Consider the following 14959-nt stretch of genomic DNA (forward strand, 5'->3'; position numbering starts at 1 on the left):
CGGGGGGCCCGCGACTTGAACGGCCCCGGTCAGGAGGTCGTCCACAGCCGCATCGCGAGATCCGCGTTCGTCGTACTGTGCTTTGGGTAGCGCGACGCCCTCGCGATGAAACCTGTCAGGTGACGCGGGAGGAGCGGTGGGAGAGGGTGGGACGGGGATCCAAAAGGTGGCCGAAGGCGGAGAACGCGACTGCGTTGAAGCCCTCTTCTCGCAGGTCAAACGCGGAGAACTCCTTACAGGCGGTCTGCGGTTGGGTCGTGGACTCGCCGAGCCGGCAGGCTACGCCGGTGAGCCTGATGGGTCAGAGCTGAGTGGCGGCTTCGCTGTCGGGATGGAGGGGGAAGATCTGGTCGAGGCCGACCATCCGCAGCACGCGCAGGGTGTGGGCGGGAACGGCGGCGAGCGCGACGTCCGCTTGGGCGGCGTGGGCATGGTTGCGGGCCGCGATCAGGGCGGTGATGCCGCTGGAGTCGCAGAACTCCATACCGGTCAGGTCCAGGACGAGGCTCTGGCCCGGTTGAAGAGTGAGGGCAGTGATCAGTTCGCGCAGCTCGCTTGCGGTGGTGTAGTCGAGATCGCCGCTGACCTCCAGGACGGGTCCGGTTGCGGCGTCTCGGGTGGTGATCTTCAGCGGGCTCATTCGTTGGTTTCGGTCCGAGGGGCGAGGGCGGGCACGCCGAGGGCGAGGAGGGCTGTGTCGTCGTCGAGACCGTCACCGAAGGTGTCCAGCAGGCCGGTGAGGGCCTGGATGAGGTCCTGCGGGGGTTTGCCAGCGTGGTCGGCGGCGAATTCCAGCAGGGCCTCTTCTCCATAGAGGGTGGTGCGGTCGTCACCTGTCCGGGCTTCGGTGAGGCCGTCGGTGTACAGAATCAAGGTGTCCCCGAGAGTTAGCACGGTCGTGGCGGTGGCGAAGCGCGCCTCGGGCAGGGCGCCGACGAGGAGACCACCGGGAGTAGCGAGGAATTCGGCCTTCCCATTGCCGCGCAGGACGAGAGCCGGGGGGTGGCCGCCCGAGGCAAGACGGACGGTGACCTGCCCGGTGGCGGGGTCCGGTTCGAGGGTGCCGAAGATGACGGTGCAGTAGCGCGGGTCACCGCCGGTGTAGTGCTCGTGGAGCACTTGGTTGAGGGTGCTCAGAGCAGAGACAGGATCAGGGTCGTGCAGGGCTGCGGCGCGCAGGGTATAGCGGGTCAGTGAAGTGACCGCGGCCGCCTGGGGGCCCTTGCCGCACACGTCGCCGAGGAAGAACGCGAAACGTTTGCCGTCGAGAGGGAAGAGGTCGTAGAAGTCGCCGCCGAGCCGGTCCGGGGAGGCGGTGCGGTAGTGGGCGGCTGCCCCCATTCCCGGAATTGAGGGCAGGGTGGCGGGCAGCAGCGACTGCTGGAGCACGGCCAGGGCATCCCGCAACCGGGCACGATCCGCCTCCGCCTGCTTACGTGCCTCTTCCGCTGCTTTGCGGGCTCGCAGGAGTTCCTGCTCGTAGGCGCGGCGGTCGCGGGCGTCGAAGACGGTGGTGCGGATCAGTAGGGGTTCTCCACTGCTGCCGTGCTTGACGACGGAGGACACGAATACCGGTATCCGGCCGCCGTCGGTCCGTTTGACCTCCAGAGCGATACCACTGATCTCACCCTGCATCCGCAACAGCGGAGCGAAGTGCGTTTCGTGGTACAATATGCCGCCCACGGTCAGGAGGTCGGTGAACCGCATCCGGCCCACCACCGCCTCACCCTTCAGGCCGAGCCAGTCCAGTAGCGTGGTGTTGATTTTGGCGATGGTGCCGTCCATCAGCGTGGACAGATACCCGCAAGGCGCGTTTTCGTAGAGTTCCTCGACGCTGTCCTCCAGGAGCGCAGCGAATGCCGCCTCCGATGTCTTGTCGTTGTCTGCCTCGTATGGGCCGGACTCCTGCCCGGTACGGCACATCACCGCAGGCGCGCCAAGAAGTCGGTGATCGCTTCGTTGGTGGCCTCGGGTGCGGAAAGGTGTGGGCAGTGTCCGGTCGCGTCGAGTGTGACCAGTTTCGAGCCGGGGATCGCCTGGTGGACGAAGGCTCCGACCTCCCGGGGGGCGATGACGTCCTGGGTGCACTCCAGGATCAGCGTCGGTACCGTCACTGTTTTCAGATCGTCCCGCGAGTCCGACAGGAACGTGGTCCGTGCGAAGACGCGCGCCATGTCCGGATCGGTGGCGCAGAAACTGTTCCTCAGTTCCACACCGAGTTCGGGCCGGTCCGCGTTCCCCATGATCACCGGTGCCATCACCGCCGACCAGCCCAGGTAGTTCGACTCCAGAGAGGCCAGGAGTTCGTCGATGTCCTGTGCGCTGAATCCGCCCCGGTAGCCCTCGTCGTCGATGTATCGCGGAGACGGCGCAACCATCACCAGCGCCCCGAGGCGCTCCGGGGCCGTCTGGGCGGCCAGGACGCCGATCATCGCGCTGACCGAGTGCCCCACGAACACCGCATCCCGAAGATCGAGAGCCTCACAGACCTCCACTACGTCTTGGGCGTAGCCGTCCAGCGAGGCGTAACGGTCCTCCGAGAACGCGGCCGTATTTGAACGGCCCGCACCGACATAGTCGAACAGCACCACCCGGTAATCCTCCACCAGAGCGGGTACGGTCAGCCGCCACATGTTCTGATCACAGCCGAACCCATGAGCCAGCACCACCGCCCGCCCCTGAAGATTACCGGTGACAGTGACGTTGTTCCTGCATTCAATATCCATCCACCCCACTCTCTCAGACTCCGTCCACTCCCCCGGCAGGGCCGCAGACCACTTCCGCGCTCCGGCCGGTGGCTCTCGCCTGCAAGGCCCACTACCGCGTCACCCCCGAACGGGCTCGCCACCGGACATCTTCGGCCGGCGTACGGCGCGCACGGAGAGTCTCAGCACCCCTCCCGTTCGTTCGCAGGAGGAAGTCAGGCCACCCGTGCGGCCTAATGGGTGTTGCAGAAGGTCTGTCTCGGGCAGGCCTGAGTGGTGCCTGAGCTGCTGATTCAGCCTGTCATGGCGATGTTGTGCATGGCGGCGACGGCGTGGTGGAGGCCGTCGCCCTTCTGGCGGCAGTCGCGGAGGATCTTCCAGTTCTTCATACGGGCGAAGGGGTGCTCGACGCGGGCACGTACCCGCCGGTGCTCGGCGTTGTCCTCCTCCTGCCCGCGCAGGAGAGGACGGCCGGCTCTTCTGCGATGCGGGACGATCAGCCCGGTTCCGGGGTTAGGCGCCGTCCGCGCTCACCGTCGTCCCGACCGCCGCGGCCGGCGGGTCCGACTCCCGCCAGACAGGGGCATCGGCCTTTTTTCCCGGCGCAGGACGGGCCGAGGCGACCATCAGACGGGTGTCGGCATCGATGATGACCTGCACGTTCACCGAGAAGCGGTAGTTCCTCGACGAGGCCCCCACTTTCCGGTCGCGGACTGGGACGAGGGTGCCGTCCACTATCCACAACCGGTCGGTGTCTGCCACCGGCCGCGGGGCCGGCTCGAGCGCCAGGGGCGGACGCAGACGCTGGATGACCCGGCAGACCGTCGCTGAGGAGACGCCGAACAGCGGGGTGAGTTGCCGCATCGTGCGGTTCGTGCGGTAGTACACCGCCACCAACAGCACCCGGTCCGTCAGCGGCAGACACCACGGCCGTCCACCACCGGGCCCGTTCCCGCCCCGCTCCCGCACCACCCTCACCACCCTCACCAGCTTCACGAACCGGTCCATCCGCAAGCCCGTGAACGTCTCCACCCACACCGGCTCAGCCCGCAACACCCCACCCCTACAGGCAAAATGCCCATGCCCAAGCCTTCTGCAACACCCTTTAGTCTTCTGAGTCAGGAATCCTGTTCATATGTGTAGGGTTGCGGGGTGGTGCGTACTGGGCGGCCGAAGGCCGAGTTGATCCTGTCGGATGCGGAGCGGGCTTCGCTGGAGGGGTGGGTGCGGCGCCGTTCCACGCCGCAGGCGTGGGCTTTGCGGTGCCGGATCATCCTGGCCTGCGCGACTGGTGCGTCGAACAAGGACGTGGCCGCGCAGGTGAACTCCACGCCGCATGCGGTGGGCCGGTGGCGGAAGCGGTTCGTCGGGCACCGGATCGTCGGCCTGGGCGACATGCCTCGGCCGGGCGGCCCGAGGACGGTCACTGACGAGCAGGTCGCCGCAGTGGTCGCCAAGACGCTGGAGTCGACGCCGAAGAACGCCACGCACTGGTCGACGTGGGCGATGGCGAAGGAGATGGGCCTGTCGCAGTCGACCGTGTCGCGGATCTGGCGGGCCTTCGGCCTGCAACCGCACCGCACCGAGACGTCTCTGCTGTCCACCGACCCGTGCTTCATCGACAAGGTCCACGACGTCGTCGGCCTCTACCTGGACCCGCCCGAGCGGGCGATGGTGTTCTGCGTCGACGAGAAGAGCCAGATCCAGGCCCTGGACCGCTCCCGGCCGGTGCTGCCGATGATGCCCGGCGTCCCGCAGCGCCTCACCCACGACTACGTGCGCGCGGGCACCACCACCCTGTTCGCTGCACTGGAGGTGGCCACGGGGAAGGTGATCGGCTCCCTGCACCGCCGGCACCGGGCCGAGGAGTTCAAGAAGTTCCTGATCAAACTCGATCAGGGGCGCTGTCACGTTGGCTGATCGGGTGGGATGATCTTCTGGTTGGTTGTGCTGGGAGGGGTCGTCCGTGGGCAGCGCACCGCCGTCGTACAAGGGGCACCGGTACCCGGTCGAGGTGATCGCGCACTGCGTGTGGCTGTACTTCCGCTTCCCGCTCGGCTTCCGCGAGGTCGAGGAGCTGATGCTCGAGCGCGGCGTGATGGTGACCCACGAGACGATCCGCCGCTGGTGCGCGACGTTCGGGCAGTCCTACGCCAGCGGCCTGCGCCGCCGCCAGCCCCGGCCCGGGGACAAGTGGCACCTGGACGAGGTCTTCGTCAGGGTCAACGGCGAGTGCAAGTATCTGTGGCGGGCCGTCGACCAGGACGGCAACGTGCTCGACATCCTGGTCCAGAACCGGCGGGACACCGCTGCGGCCAGGCGCTTCTTGCGTAAACTGCTCAAGAAGACTTGCTCGGTGCCGCGGGTGGTGGTCACCGACAAGCTCCGTTCCTACGACGCGGCCCACCGCGAGGTCATGCCCTCCGTCGAGCACCGCTCGCACAAGGGCTTGAACAACCGGGCCGAGAACAGTCATCAGCCCACCCGGCAGCGTGAACGCGCCATGAAAGGCTTCCGCAGCGTCGGCGAAGCCCAGCGGTCCCTGTCCGCGTTCAGCGGCATCTCACCCCACTTCCGACCCCGCCGCCACCTGATGAGCGCCCCCGGCTACCGAGCCGAGATGGCCATCCGCTTCGCGATCTGGGCTCAGATCACCGGCGCCGCCGGCCAGCCCGCCAAGGCTTGAGCACCGGCCCGAAACCCGGCCCTCCCCACGCCCCGATACGCGGTCAGAGACCCACGCACCCAACAATGTGACAGCGCCTGTGTCGGAAGCGGTCTAGGTTGGCTGATGTGACTGGGCGGGGGCGGAGTTATCGATATGTCGGACCGGTCGAGCTGAAGGCTGTGGTCCGGCCTGGCGATGGCGGGCGTCGGATCGGCTCGGCAGCTGACTTCGGTGGCTGGATCGCGGAGCAACCGGGCCATCTGTTCGCGATCGGAGACAGCGGACACATCTGGAAGTCCACCACGGCTTCCTGGTTGGACGACTTCGAGGTCGCCGCGGCCAGCTTGCAGCAGTTCCTCGAGCAGCTCGGCCAGCGGATCGCGAAACAGCCCTGATCACCGGCCGAGGAACAAACCGGCCCGATACCCCACGGAGGCCATCTCATTCCGCAGCTGGGGAATCGTGAGCATGTGTGGGTCACCCCTGAGACGAGGGAGGGGCAGCACATGGCGACGGCTGGATACCGGGGCGGTGCGGGCGCGAGCGCTGGACGGACGGGAGAGGCCGCGCGGGCGGCGGAGCGGGCAGCACAGCATCGGCGCAGCGACGCGCGGGGCGAGCGGATGGCGGGCGGTGCGCCAGGGCGTGGTCATCGTCGGCCTCGTATTCGTGGTGCGGATTCGGAGCGGGCCGCCGCCACAGCGATTCGCGACGACCCGCCGATATGAGCCGAAGGACGATAGGTGTTACCAGCAGGGTCGGACGAGCTGGCAAAAGGGACCGGGTGAAGCATCCTGGTTGTCACAGGCGAGGCATCCGAGTTGTCACACAGGCTCGATCAGCAGCCCTTCTGTCACCAGAAGCAAAGATCCTGCCGTTCTCTGCCCGGATCTTCTCCTCTGCGCGTCCCTGCGGCCCGCACGACGCTAGCGTCAAGTCCATGATCGTATGGCTTAACGGCACCCACGGCGCAGGCAAGACGACGACCAGCGCACTCGTCCAGCAGCTGATCCCGGACTCACGGGTGTTCGACGCCGAGAAGTCGGCGAGACGCTCATGGACATCAAGCCAGGACTGCCCGACACGGACAACTTCCAGCACTGGCCGCCATGGCGGCCGCTCGTGGTCGAGACCGCCCGACGCGTCCTCGACTACACCGGCGGCACTCTGGTGATGCCCATGACCGTCCTGGTCGAGCGGTACTGGTGCGAGATCAGCTCGGGCCTTGCCCAGCACGCCATTCCGGTCCGGCACTTCGTCCTCCATGCCGACCAGGACACCCTCCGCGCGCGCATCGCGGGCGACACCGTTCTCGGCCCCAACTCCCCGTTCCGTCTCCAATACCTTGAGCCCTACGCCGAGGCGGCCCGCGCGTGGCTGCACGCCGAGGCCGAGGTCGTCGACACCACGCACCTCACCCCCGCCCAAGCCTCCCAGCAGATCGCAGAGGCCGTCAAAAGTTGAGAGAAGGGCCTTCCCGCGCCGCACCTCTCAGGTGACAACCAACCCGCCTGTGTGTCAACTACCGTGCTTCGGCTCAATTCGTGTGACTGAGCACTTCAGTTGGCGAGTTTCGCCACGTACTGTGCTCAGGCTGCAACGCCCTGCCCAATGTTGTGTCGTGTGGGATGATCGGCCGCATGATCGAAGCTCCAGCACGCAAGGGCGGCCTCCGCCACGCCCGATGACGTGGCCGGACGAGGCCGTGGCCGACGGCACCGCCACGACGCCCGCCCACCCTTCCCGTATCGCGCTCTTCGAGGCGATACGCGCCGACCGCACCGGCCCCGTCGCCACTCGGCTGCTCCAGCTCGCCCACGCCGACACCCCCTTCGTGCGCCAGGAGGCCTTGGACCTCCTCCATAGCCTGGCCCGCGAACGGCCCTGGCCAGAGGCCGTCAACGCTGCAGCGGCCCGGCTCAGTGACCCCGACGAGGAAGTGCGGCGCCGAGCCGCGTACCTCTTCGGCTACCGCGGGCAGCCCGGCCTGATTCTCGCGGCCCTCGGCGAACTCGCCGATCCTGTCGTGCGCACCATCCTGGCCAGGACACTTGGCCCGGCCGCCGCCCACCTGACGGATAATGACCTCGCGTCGGTCCGCTTCCTCGCCCACCTGGAGACGCTGCGGGCAGCGCCACCCACGCAATGGAGCTCCCTGGACGCCGCACTCCTCGACGACGTCCGGGATGCCGCACACCACCTGGAGGACATCGGGCACATCTGGGGCCGGACCTTGTACGAACTGAGGCGCGAGCACGACACGTACGCCCTCGTGGCCCGCCTCCTCGCCGACCCCGGCGCCCGGGACATCGGCGCCGACCTGGCCCGCGAGGCGTGCCACAACTGGCGGATGGCCCCGGTCAGGCTGTTGCCGCTGCTCGTCCAGCACCGCGGCCAGAGGGTCACCCCGGCTCTTGGTGCGGCCCTCACGACAGCCTCGATCTCCGAGGCGGCAATGCGGACACACGGACTTCTCCTCGCCGACGTCCCCTTCACGCCGTCCCCGAAGGCCCGCCGGATCCCGTCCACCGCGACGGTGTACGACCGTGCATCCGCCGCCGCGCTCCTTACCACCAAGCCTGTGGGCATCGCCCGCCTCGCTCACGCCTCCGAGATCTTCGAGGCCTTACTGGACGCCGGCCCGCTGACCTTCCGGCAGGCGGCCCAGCTGTACAACCTGACTTTCCGTCGCCCTGGCCGCTCACAGGCGGAGTGCGCCCCGCTGTGGCTGCGGCACGCCGGTCCTTCCGCACTGTCCCGGCTGCTCGCCCTCATGACACCGCACCTGGCCGATTACGCGGTCGGCGAGTACTACCTGGCGGGTCTCGCCCGGATGGGCAGCCACGCGCGCCCTGCGCTGCCGGCCGTGACGGCGCTGATCGACAGGCGTACCCGCATCCCCGTCAACGACTCCACCCGCGACGCCGAGATGAGACTGGACGAAAGCCTTCTGGCCACCGCTCTCAGCACCCGCCTCGCAATCCTCGCGGGCGCCGTTCCGCAGCCTCCTGCCCCGCCGTCTCCCCAATAGCCGCCAGCTCAAGTCCTTCACCCGCCAAGTGAAACGCTCAGTCACAGCGGGTCGGCCCGTCCCGTCCGACAGCTTCCGCTACAGGTCGAACTCCAGGTGCTCGACGTCGGTGAACTGGATCTCGAGGCCGTGGGCGCGGCGGCCGCTGTCGCGGAAATACATCTTGCCGAGGCCTTCGGCGGTGATGTCGCGCAGCTGCTGTTCGCTGGCGCCAGCGTCGTGGGCGTCGAAGAGGCGGGCCGCGTGCTGCGGGGCCAGGGCGATGGTCACGTGGCGGACGCGGGCGTCGTCGCTGGTGCCGGGCGCCGTGGTGAAGCCAAACCGGGCACGGGTGTCGACGACCAAGCCGGTGCTGGTGGCCGCCTGCTTCCTGGCCTGGGCGCGGACGCGCGGCTGCCACCGCTCGCGCACCGCGGCCTCTATGCGCTGGACGAGGTCGGCGCGGGGCCGGCGGATCTGGTCCTTCACGTACCTCACCCTCGCCCTGCCCCCGCAGCACGTAGCCCGCCTCTTCCAGGCCCAGGAAACCGGCGCCGGCGAGGACCGGCTCCGTCAGATCGCCGCCGAGGCCCTGGGCGAGGTCTACTTCCGCGACAGCGGCCGCCGCGCCTACGGCCTCGAAGTGGAACTCGCCGACATCGAACACCTCGAGTTCGAACTGTAGGCGGTCAGCGCGCTGGAGCCGGAAGCAGAAAGGGCATCGGGGAGAGCTGTGACAGCAGGAGCGTTACGGACCGTGCCGCTGGCCGGGGAGCTGACCTCGCGCGCGCGGCCCGTGCGCAGTGCCGGTGGCATCCGGCGAGCGCTGCGCGGCGGTGTCTGCTGGGCGGTCCCGGACGCCTGCAGAGTCCTGACGAACCGCAGCGCCTACCCAGTGTTACTGGACGTTTAGGCAGGTCAGGAGAGCGGTGCGGTTTCAGGCACGTGAGGCATGTATGTGGTGCGTCAGGCCGGGGCCGTGTGTGTGGATGATGGGCCAGGCCTGACGCGGGTGTGGTCGGGGTGCAGGGTTCAGGTGAGGCGGTCCAGGAGCCAGGTGACGAGGGGACGGAGGATGCCGGAGACGGCACCGCCCAGGGCTGCTCCGACCAGGGCGAGACGCTCGCGACGGGTCAAGCGCGTGCGGGACATGACGTCCTCCACAGGGAGTGTGGTGGGTGGATGGGGCAGCCGGCCGGCTTGTTGCCCAATCTGAGCCCTCTGCAAAGATCGACTCTGAGTTGCGACAGGCCGTCAACAAACGCCGGTATTAGCGCCGTTCAGGCCATGGTGGGAGGCGGGTTCGGAGACGATGGTGCGATGAGTGGCGACACCGGAGGTGGCCGGCCGGGCCCGAAGGAGAGTGTGAAGCGGCAGCGGCCGCTGAAACGGGCGCAGGTGGGATGGCCGCCGGCGCTGCGCGAGCTCAAGGCGCTGCTGTACGAGGTGTATTCGGCGGCGGGTGCTCCCAGCCTGGATGAGATGACCGAGGACATCGCCGCCGACGACGAGTTGGACGGGGCGCCGAGCCGGGACACGGTCCACCGTGTCATCTCCGACGGCGAACGGCCCGGTCAGCAGGCCGACGTGGTGGCCGTGGCCTGGGTGCTGGCCCGCCGGGCCGCCTGGGATGCGCCGGATCTGGCGGAGCGGGTGCGTGAGCTGTGGGTGCAGGTCCGGATGGCACAGGGTGCCGGGCGTCCGATCGGCGACCTGCGCGGTGATGTCCGGCTCGTCCTGGACGGAGGACTCGGAGTCCACCCGGCGCTGGACAGCGACGGCGCCCGGGACCGCTTCGGGATCCTGCCCGCCTATATCCGGCGGGACCACGACGCTCGCCTGAGAACGGTGGTCGACGCCGCCGTGGCCGGGCGCAGCGGGATTGCGGTCCTGGTCGGGGGGTCGTCCACGGGCAAGACCCGCGCCCTGTGGGAGGCCGTCGCCGCGTTACCGGACGGCTGGCGGCTGTGGCATCCCCTCAGTCCCACCGCCCCTGACGCGGCCCTGGCCGCGCTGGCGGACATCGCCCCGAAGACAGTGGTGTGGCTCAACGAGGCCCAGCACTACCTGGGCCCGGACCCGCGCGGTGAGCAGGTTGCGGCGGGTCTGCGGGAGCTGCTCACCGATCCGTCACGGGCACCCGTACTGATCCTGGGCACCCTGTGGCCCGAACACTGGGACACCCTGACCACCCGCACCACCCCCGACCGGCACCCCGGTGCCCGCGCGCTCCTGGGCGGGCACAAGATCGACGTGCCGAAAGCCTTCACTCCGGCCGACCTGGCCGCGCTCGACGCCACCGGCAATGCCGACCCCCGCCTCACCCAGGCCGCCCAAAACGCCGCCGATGCGCAGGTCACTCAGTACCTGGCCGGCGTGCCCTACCTGATGGACCGCTACCACGCGGCCGATGGCGCCACCCGGGCCCTCATCCACGCCGCGATGGACGCCCGCCGCCTCGGCGCCGGCCTCCACCTCCCGCTGAGCTGGCTCGCCGACGCGGCCCCCGGCTACCTCACCGACACCGAGTACCACGCTCTTGACGCCGACTGGCTGCCCCAGGCCCTCGCCTACGTCACGGCGCCCTGCAACGGCATCCCCGGCATCCTCACCCCCGTCAACACCAGCAGATCCCGCAACCAGCGCACCCGCCAGCGGCCCGCCCCCAGGCCGCAGGGACCGCACTTCCTGCTCGCCGACTACCTCGACCAGCACGGCCGCCACCACCGCGCCGAGACGATCCCGCCCATCGACTTCTGGTCGGCAGCCGCCCACCACGCACACCCCGCAGACTTGACTGCACTGGGCAACGCCGCCTGGGACCGCGGTCTGTACCGCGACGCCGCCCAACTCCACAAACAAGCCACCCACCACAGCATCTACGCCGCAGCACACCTCGTCAGCCGCTTGCGCGCCCTGTTCCCCACCGACCGCCGGCCGGCCCAATGGGTCGCCGCACACGTCACCCTCGACGACCCGGACGCCATCGCCTGGCTGCTGGAGGAGCTGCGGGGGGACGGGGCGGATGCGCAGGTCACCGTCCTGGCCGAGCGGGTCGCCGCACACGCCGCCCTCGACGACCCAGGCGCCGTCGCGGCCCTGCTGCGCGAGCTGCGGGAGGCCGGGGCGGACGCGCAGGTCACCGTCCTGCTGGCCCGCGATCCCGCCGCACACGCCGCCCTCGACAACCCGGACGCCGTCGCGGCCCTGCTGCGCGAGCTGCGGGAGGCCGGGGCGGACGCGCAGGTCACCGTCCTGCTGGCCCGCGATCCCGCCGCACACGCCGCCCTCGACAACCCGGACGCCGTCGTCAGGCTGCTGCGGGCCCTGCGGAAGGCCGGAGCGGAAAGGCAGGTCACCGTCCTGGCCGAGCGGGCCGCCGCACACGCCGCGCTCGACCACCCGGACGCTGTCAAGACGCTGCTGCGCGAGCTGCGCAGGGCCGGGGCGGGTACACGGGTCACCGTCCTGGCCGAGCGAGCCGCCGCGCACGCCGCCCTCGACGACCCGTACGAAGTCGCCGCGCTGCTGCGCACCCTGCGGCAGGCCGGAGCGGATGCGCAGGTCACTGCCCTGGCTAAGCGGGCTGCTACGCGCGCCGCCCTCGACAACCCGGCGGGCGTCGTCAGGCTGCTGCGGGCCCTGCGGGAAGCTGGGGCGGATGCGCAGGTCACCGTCCTGGCCGAGCGGGCCGCCACGCACGCCGCCCTCGACAATCCGGACGAAGTCGCCAAACTGCTGCGCGAGTTGCGTTGGGCCGGGGCGGACGCGCAGGTTACCGTCCTGCTGAGCCGCGATCCCGCCGCGCATGCCGCCCTTAACAACTCGGCGGGCGTCGACATGCTGCTACGGGAGCTGCGAAAGGCCAGGGCGCAGGAGCAGGCCATCACCCTGGCCGAGCGGGCCACTGCGCACGCCCCTATCGACCACCCGGACGCTGTCAAGACGCTGCTGCGCGAGCTGTGGAGAGCTGGGCCGAGTCCACGGGTCGCCGTCCTGGCCGAGCGAGCCGCCACGCACGCCGCCCTCGACGACCCGTACGAAGTCGCCGCGCTGCTGCGCACCCTGCGGCAGGCCGGAGCGGATGCGCAGGTCACCGCCCTAACCGAGCGAGCCGCCGCACACGCCGCCCTCGACAACCCGTCGGCCGTCGTCAGGCTGCTGCGGGCCCTGCATTGGGCCGGGGCGGCGGGTGTACAAGCCGCCGTCCTGGCTAAGCGGGTCGCCGCACACGCCGCCCTCGACGACCCCTACGAAGTCGCCGCGCTGCTGCGCACCCTGCGGCAGGCCGGAGCGGATGCGCAGGTCACCCTCCTGCTGGCCCGCGATCCCGCCGCGCACGTCGCCCTCAACCACCCGGCGGGCGTCGACATGCTGCTGCGGGAGCTGCGAAAGGCCAGGGCGCAGGAGCAGGCCATCACCCTGGCCGAGCGGGTCGCCGCACACGCCGTCCTCAACGACCCGGACGAAGTCGCCGCGCTGCTGCGGGCCCTGCGGGAGGCCGGGGCTGACGCGCAGGCCCTCACCCTGGTCGAGCGGCTGGCTGCCGCAGGACACTTCGCTGTGTTTCTTCAGGTCGCAGGAAAACAGGAGCAGTTCCGACTCGGACGTGAGCCTGATGGGAGTGCCGCCCCTTCATGGGGGTGGAACGACATGGACTGAACCAGCATGGGCTTGGGAAACAGACAGCCATGTCCCACAGCGCCCGAGACAGCTGAAGGCCCTGCCGGGTTTCCTCACTTGCTCGATGGAACGGCGACAATCAAGATCATTAAGCAACCATGTCAGCCGCGTTCGGCCACGAGGCGGTCATAGATGGGAGTCTGCTGGAACACAGTGGGGCGGTTTCCCTTCAGCGGGCGGTTCGCCGGACCGGCGCAGCATACGGGCCCGGGTCATGCCCCGCTGGAGGCGGGCATTCAGGCCAGGACAGCGGTCTCGATTATCCAGTCGCCGTCGAAGAGCGCGCCAGCCAGGCGGACATGGTCGTCGTGGAGCCGGCCGGTGCGGGCTGTCGGTCTGTACAGGTCGGCGGCTTGCTTCGTCTGGTCCGTCACGGGCTTTGGGCCCGGCTCATGCCGCGCGAAACCGGTCCTGCCAGTTGTTGTCGGGGCGTGAGGAAGCGGGCGTTATCGGGCAGTTGTACGCGGAAGCGGTCGGGGATGGAGCCCATCAGCCACAGCCAGGGAGCGTTTCGTACCGTCTCGTCCTCGAGCAGGACGTACGGGCGGTCGGCGCGGCTAGTATGGCCGGTCCCGGGCGGACGCCCCTGCTTGTCGGTCCATGTCAGGTAGTGCCGCCCGTCGATGCGCAGCACGCGCCGGCCGTCAAGGTCCTGGTCGCCGAGCGCCCGGTAGCCCGCGCACGTCAGCCAGAAGTCGCACGAGCGGCACACCCGCCAGCGCGCCATCCGCTCGCCCACGCCTTCGATCTCCGCCGCCGTCCCCTTACCCGGACACAGCTTGCAGTCGAACACCTCGTACCGCACCTGCGGGTACGCCCCTGCCCACCGAACCACGACTCGCCCTTCCCCGTTCCCAGCCGTCAGCGCTCGCGAGGGGACGGCCGGCCCGGCGTGACCGGCTGGATCGCCCGGAGCGGCGTCGTCCACTCGATGCCGCTGCCCGCGGACATCAGCCAGGCCACCGGCTGCGCCGCGTCGCCGTCCGGAGCGACGGCCCGCAGCACACCGGTCCGCCCGGACACCGCGTCGCGGACCAGGCGGCCGATGAGCCGGGGTCTTTCGTGCAGCATGCCCGTCGCGGTCATCGCCGCGCTCCCTTCTGCGCCCGCAGCGCCCGGGAGCAGCGCGCGCTCACGCCCTGCTTGTGCCGCTCGCCGGTCTCGCGGTGCCGCAGATCGTGCGGCCGGTCCGCGGTGACGGCCGCAGGCCAGCGCCGAGCACGTGGCGGGCGTTACTTGACCAGGTGGAAAACCGGATGCTGCAACCAAGCCACTAGGAAGTCCACGTCACCGACGTGCCGAAACCACCGCCCACCGCCCCCGGTGTCGTACGGGACTTCCGCGACTCTTCCCGGGAGGGAGGCAACCAGTGCTCTCGCTCGGTCCAGAAGCGCCTCATTGCTTGTGCCGTGACGTGGGTTGGGATGGCTCAGAAGGCCGTCGAAGTCGATCAACGCGTCGAGGCGTTGGGCGAGCGCGAGTGCCAGGTGGCCGAGCGCCTGGTCGTTCGCCGGGCCCGAGCAGCCAGCACCGAGCACCAGCCCCTGCACCGGTGGCCGAGAGAAGGCCGAGTAGTCCTCATCCTCCGCCGGTATCTCCTCGTCCTCCGACAGGAAGAACACACCAACGCCGTTGGGGTCCAATGCAGGTAGCCCCACAGCCGAACCGTCTCGCACCCAGAAGTCCAGGTCGCTGCCGACCTTGGTCTCGACCGGATCGCAAAAGCTTTCCAGCCACGGGACTACATCGGCCAGGATGTCCCCGAACTCGCGCGGTTCGAAGAGCCACAGCCCGACTACCGGTCCCGACATGCCGCCCCAAATAGTCGTTTCCCAGTGCCCTCCGGACCCGGTTTTACCAGGTCGGGATGGCAAGCGCTTGTGATCAATACAC

General features: G+C 69.4%; 10 protein-coding genes and 5 pseudogenes. 7 read left to right on the top strand and 8 right to left on the bottom strand.

Going from position 1 to position 14959, the window contains the following annotated elements; translation table 11 throughout:
• Positions 1-301: 301 nt before the first annotated feature.
• The 4 genes and pseudogenes from ACGFQC_RS25030 to ACGFQC_RS25045 form a co-directional block, all read right to left on the bottom strand.
• Complete coding sequence (locus tag ACGFQC_RS25030) at positions 302-640, bottom strand: STAS domain-containing protein (protein WP_363091691.1); 339 nt, start codon at positions 638-640, stop codon at positions 302-304.
• On the bottom strand, positions 637-1923 hold the full coding sequence (locus ACGFQC_RS25035; RefSeq protein ID WP_363091690.1) for a SpoIIE family protein phosphatase: 1287 nt from the start codon (positions 1921-1923) through the stop codon (positions 637-639). Before ACGFQC_RS25035 ends, ACGFQC_RS25030 begins: the two co-directional genes overlap by 4 nt.
• Positions 1923-2726: an alpha/beta hydrolase gene (locus tag ACGFQC_RS25040; protein ID WP_363091689.1), complete on the bottom strand. Its 804-nt coding sequence runs from the start codon at positions 2724-2726 to the stop codon at positions 1923-1925. The genes ACGFQC_RS25035 and ACGFQC_RS25040 overlap by 1 nt, the downstream gene beginning before the upstream one ends.
• Positions 2727-2998: 272 nt before the next feature.
• Positions 2999-3713: pseudogene (locus tag ACGFQC_RS25045) on the bottom strand (transposase family protein).
• A gap of 144 nt (positions 3714-3857) precedes the next feature.
• On the opposite strand from ACGFQC_RS25045, the pseudogene ACGFQC_RS25050 reads away from it, so the two are divergent.
• From ACGFQC_RS25050 to ACGFQC_RS25070, 5 genes and pseudogenes are all read left to right on the top strand, one after another.
• A pseudogene (locus ACGFQC_RS25050) lies at positions 3858-4604 on the top strand (IS630 family transposase); the annotation flags it as partial.
• 67 nt (positions 4605-4671) lie between these two features.
• Positions 4672-5391, top strand: coding sequence for an IS6 family transposase (locus ACGFQC_RS25055; RefSeq protein WP_363091688.1), 720 nt, complete (start codon positions 4672-4674; stop codon positions 5389-5391).
• A gap of 98 nt (positions 5392-5489) precedes the next feature.
• Positions 5490-5768 (top strand): hypothetical protein, encoded by a 279-nt coding sequence (locus ACGFQC_RS25060; protein ID WP_363091788.1) that lies wholly within the window; start codon positions 5490-5492, stop codon positions 5766-5768.
• 545 nt (positions 5769-6313) lie between these two features.
• Positions 6314-6837: pseudogene (locus ACGFQC_RS25065) on the top strand (ATP-binding protein).
• 220 nt (positions 6838-7057) lie between these two features.
• Entirely contained in the window at positions 7058-8404 is a 1347-nt protein-coding gene (locus ACGFQC_RS25070) for a hypothetical protein (RefSeq protein ID WP_363091687.1), read from the top strand.
• A gap of 78 nt (positions 8405-8482) precedes the next feature.
• Here ACGFQC_RS25070 and tpg read toward each other — a convergent pair.
• Positions 8483-8878, bottom strand: a pseudogene (tpg, locus tag ACGFQC_RS25075) (telomere-protecting terminal protein Tpg); the annotation flags it as partial.
• Between tpg and ACGFQC_RS25080 the strand changes: the two are divergent.
• Both ACGFQC_RS25080 and ACGFQC_RS25085 read left to right on the top strand, forming a co-directional pair.
• Positions 8874-9068 (top strand): annotated as a pseudogene (locus tag ACGFQC_RS25080) (XRE family transcriptional regulator); the annotation flags it as partial. The pseudogenes tpg and ACGFQC_RS25080 sit on opposite strands and share 5 nt — an antisense overlap.
• 635 nt (positions 9069-9703) lie before the next feature.
• Positions 9704-13045: a hypothetical protein gene (locus ACGFQC_RS25085; RefSeq protein WP_393288685.1), complete on the top strand. Its 3342-nt coding sequence runs from the start codon at positions 9704-9706 to the stop codon at positions 13043-13045.
• A 391-nt stretch (positions 13046-13436) separates the two neighbouring features.
• Here the strand turns inward: ACGFQC_RS25085 and ACGFQC_RS25090 are convergent, their stop codons facing one another.
• The 3 genes from ACGFQC_RS25090 to ACGFQC_RS25100 all read right to left on the bottom strand — a co-directional run bounded on the left by ACGFQC_RS25090 (position 13437) and on the right by ACGFQC_RS25100 (position 14877).
• Positions 13437-13859 carry a hypothetical protein gene (locus tag ACGFQC_RS25090; RefSeq protein WP_363091683.1) on the bottom strand — a complete coding sequence of 141 codons (423 nt, stop codon included), beginning with the start codon at positions 13857-13859 and terminating at the stop codon, positions 13437-13439.
• A gap of 68 nt (positions 13860-13927) precedes the next feature.
• The gene (locus tag ACGFQC_RS25095) at positions 13928-14152 is read right to left on the bottom strand and encodes a hypothetical protein (RefSeq protein ID WP_363091682.1); all 225 of its coding nucleotides are present in this window, start codon (positions 14150-14152) and stop codon (positions 13928-13930) included.
• Between the two features lie 146 nt (positions 14153-14298).
• Entirely contained in the window at positions 14299-14877 is a 579-nt protein-coding gene (locus ACGFQC_RS25100) for a DUF6368 family protein (protein ID WP_363091681.1), read from the bottom strand.
• Positions 14878-14959 lie beyond the last annotated feature (82 nt).

Source organism: Streptomyces sp. NPDC048734 (assembly GCF_043198675.1).
Lineage (GTDB): Bacteria > Actinomycetota > Actinomycetes > Streptomycetales > Streptomycetaceae > Streptomyces.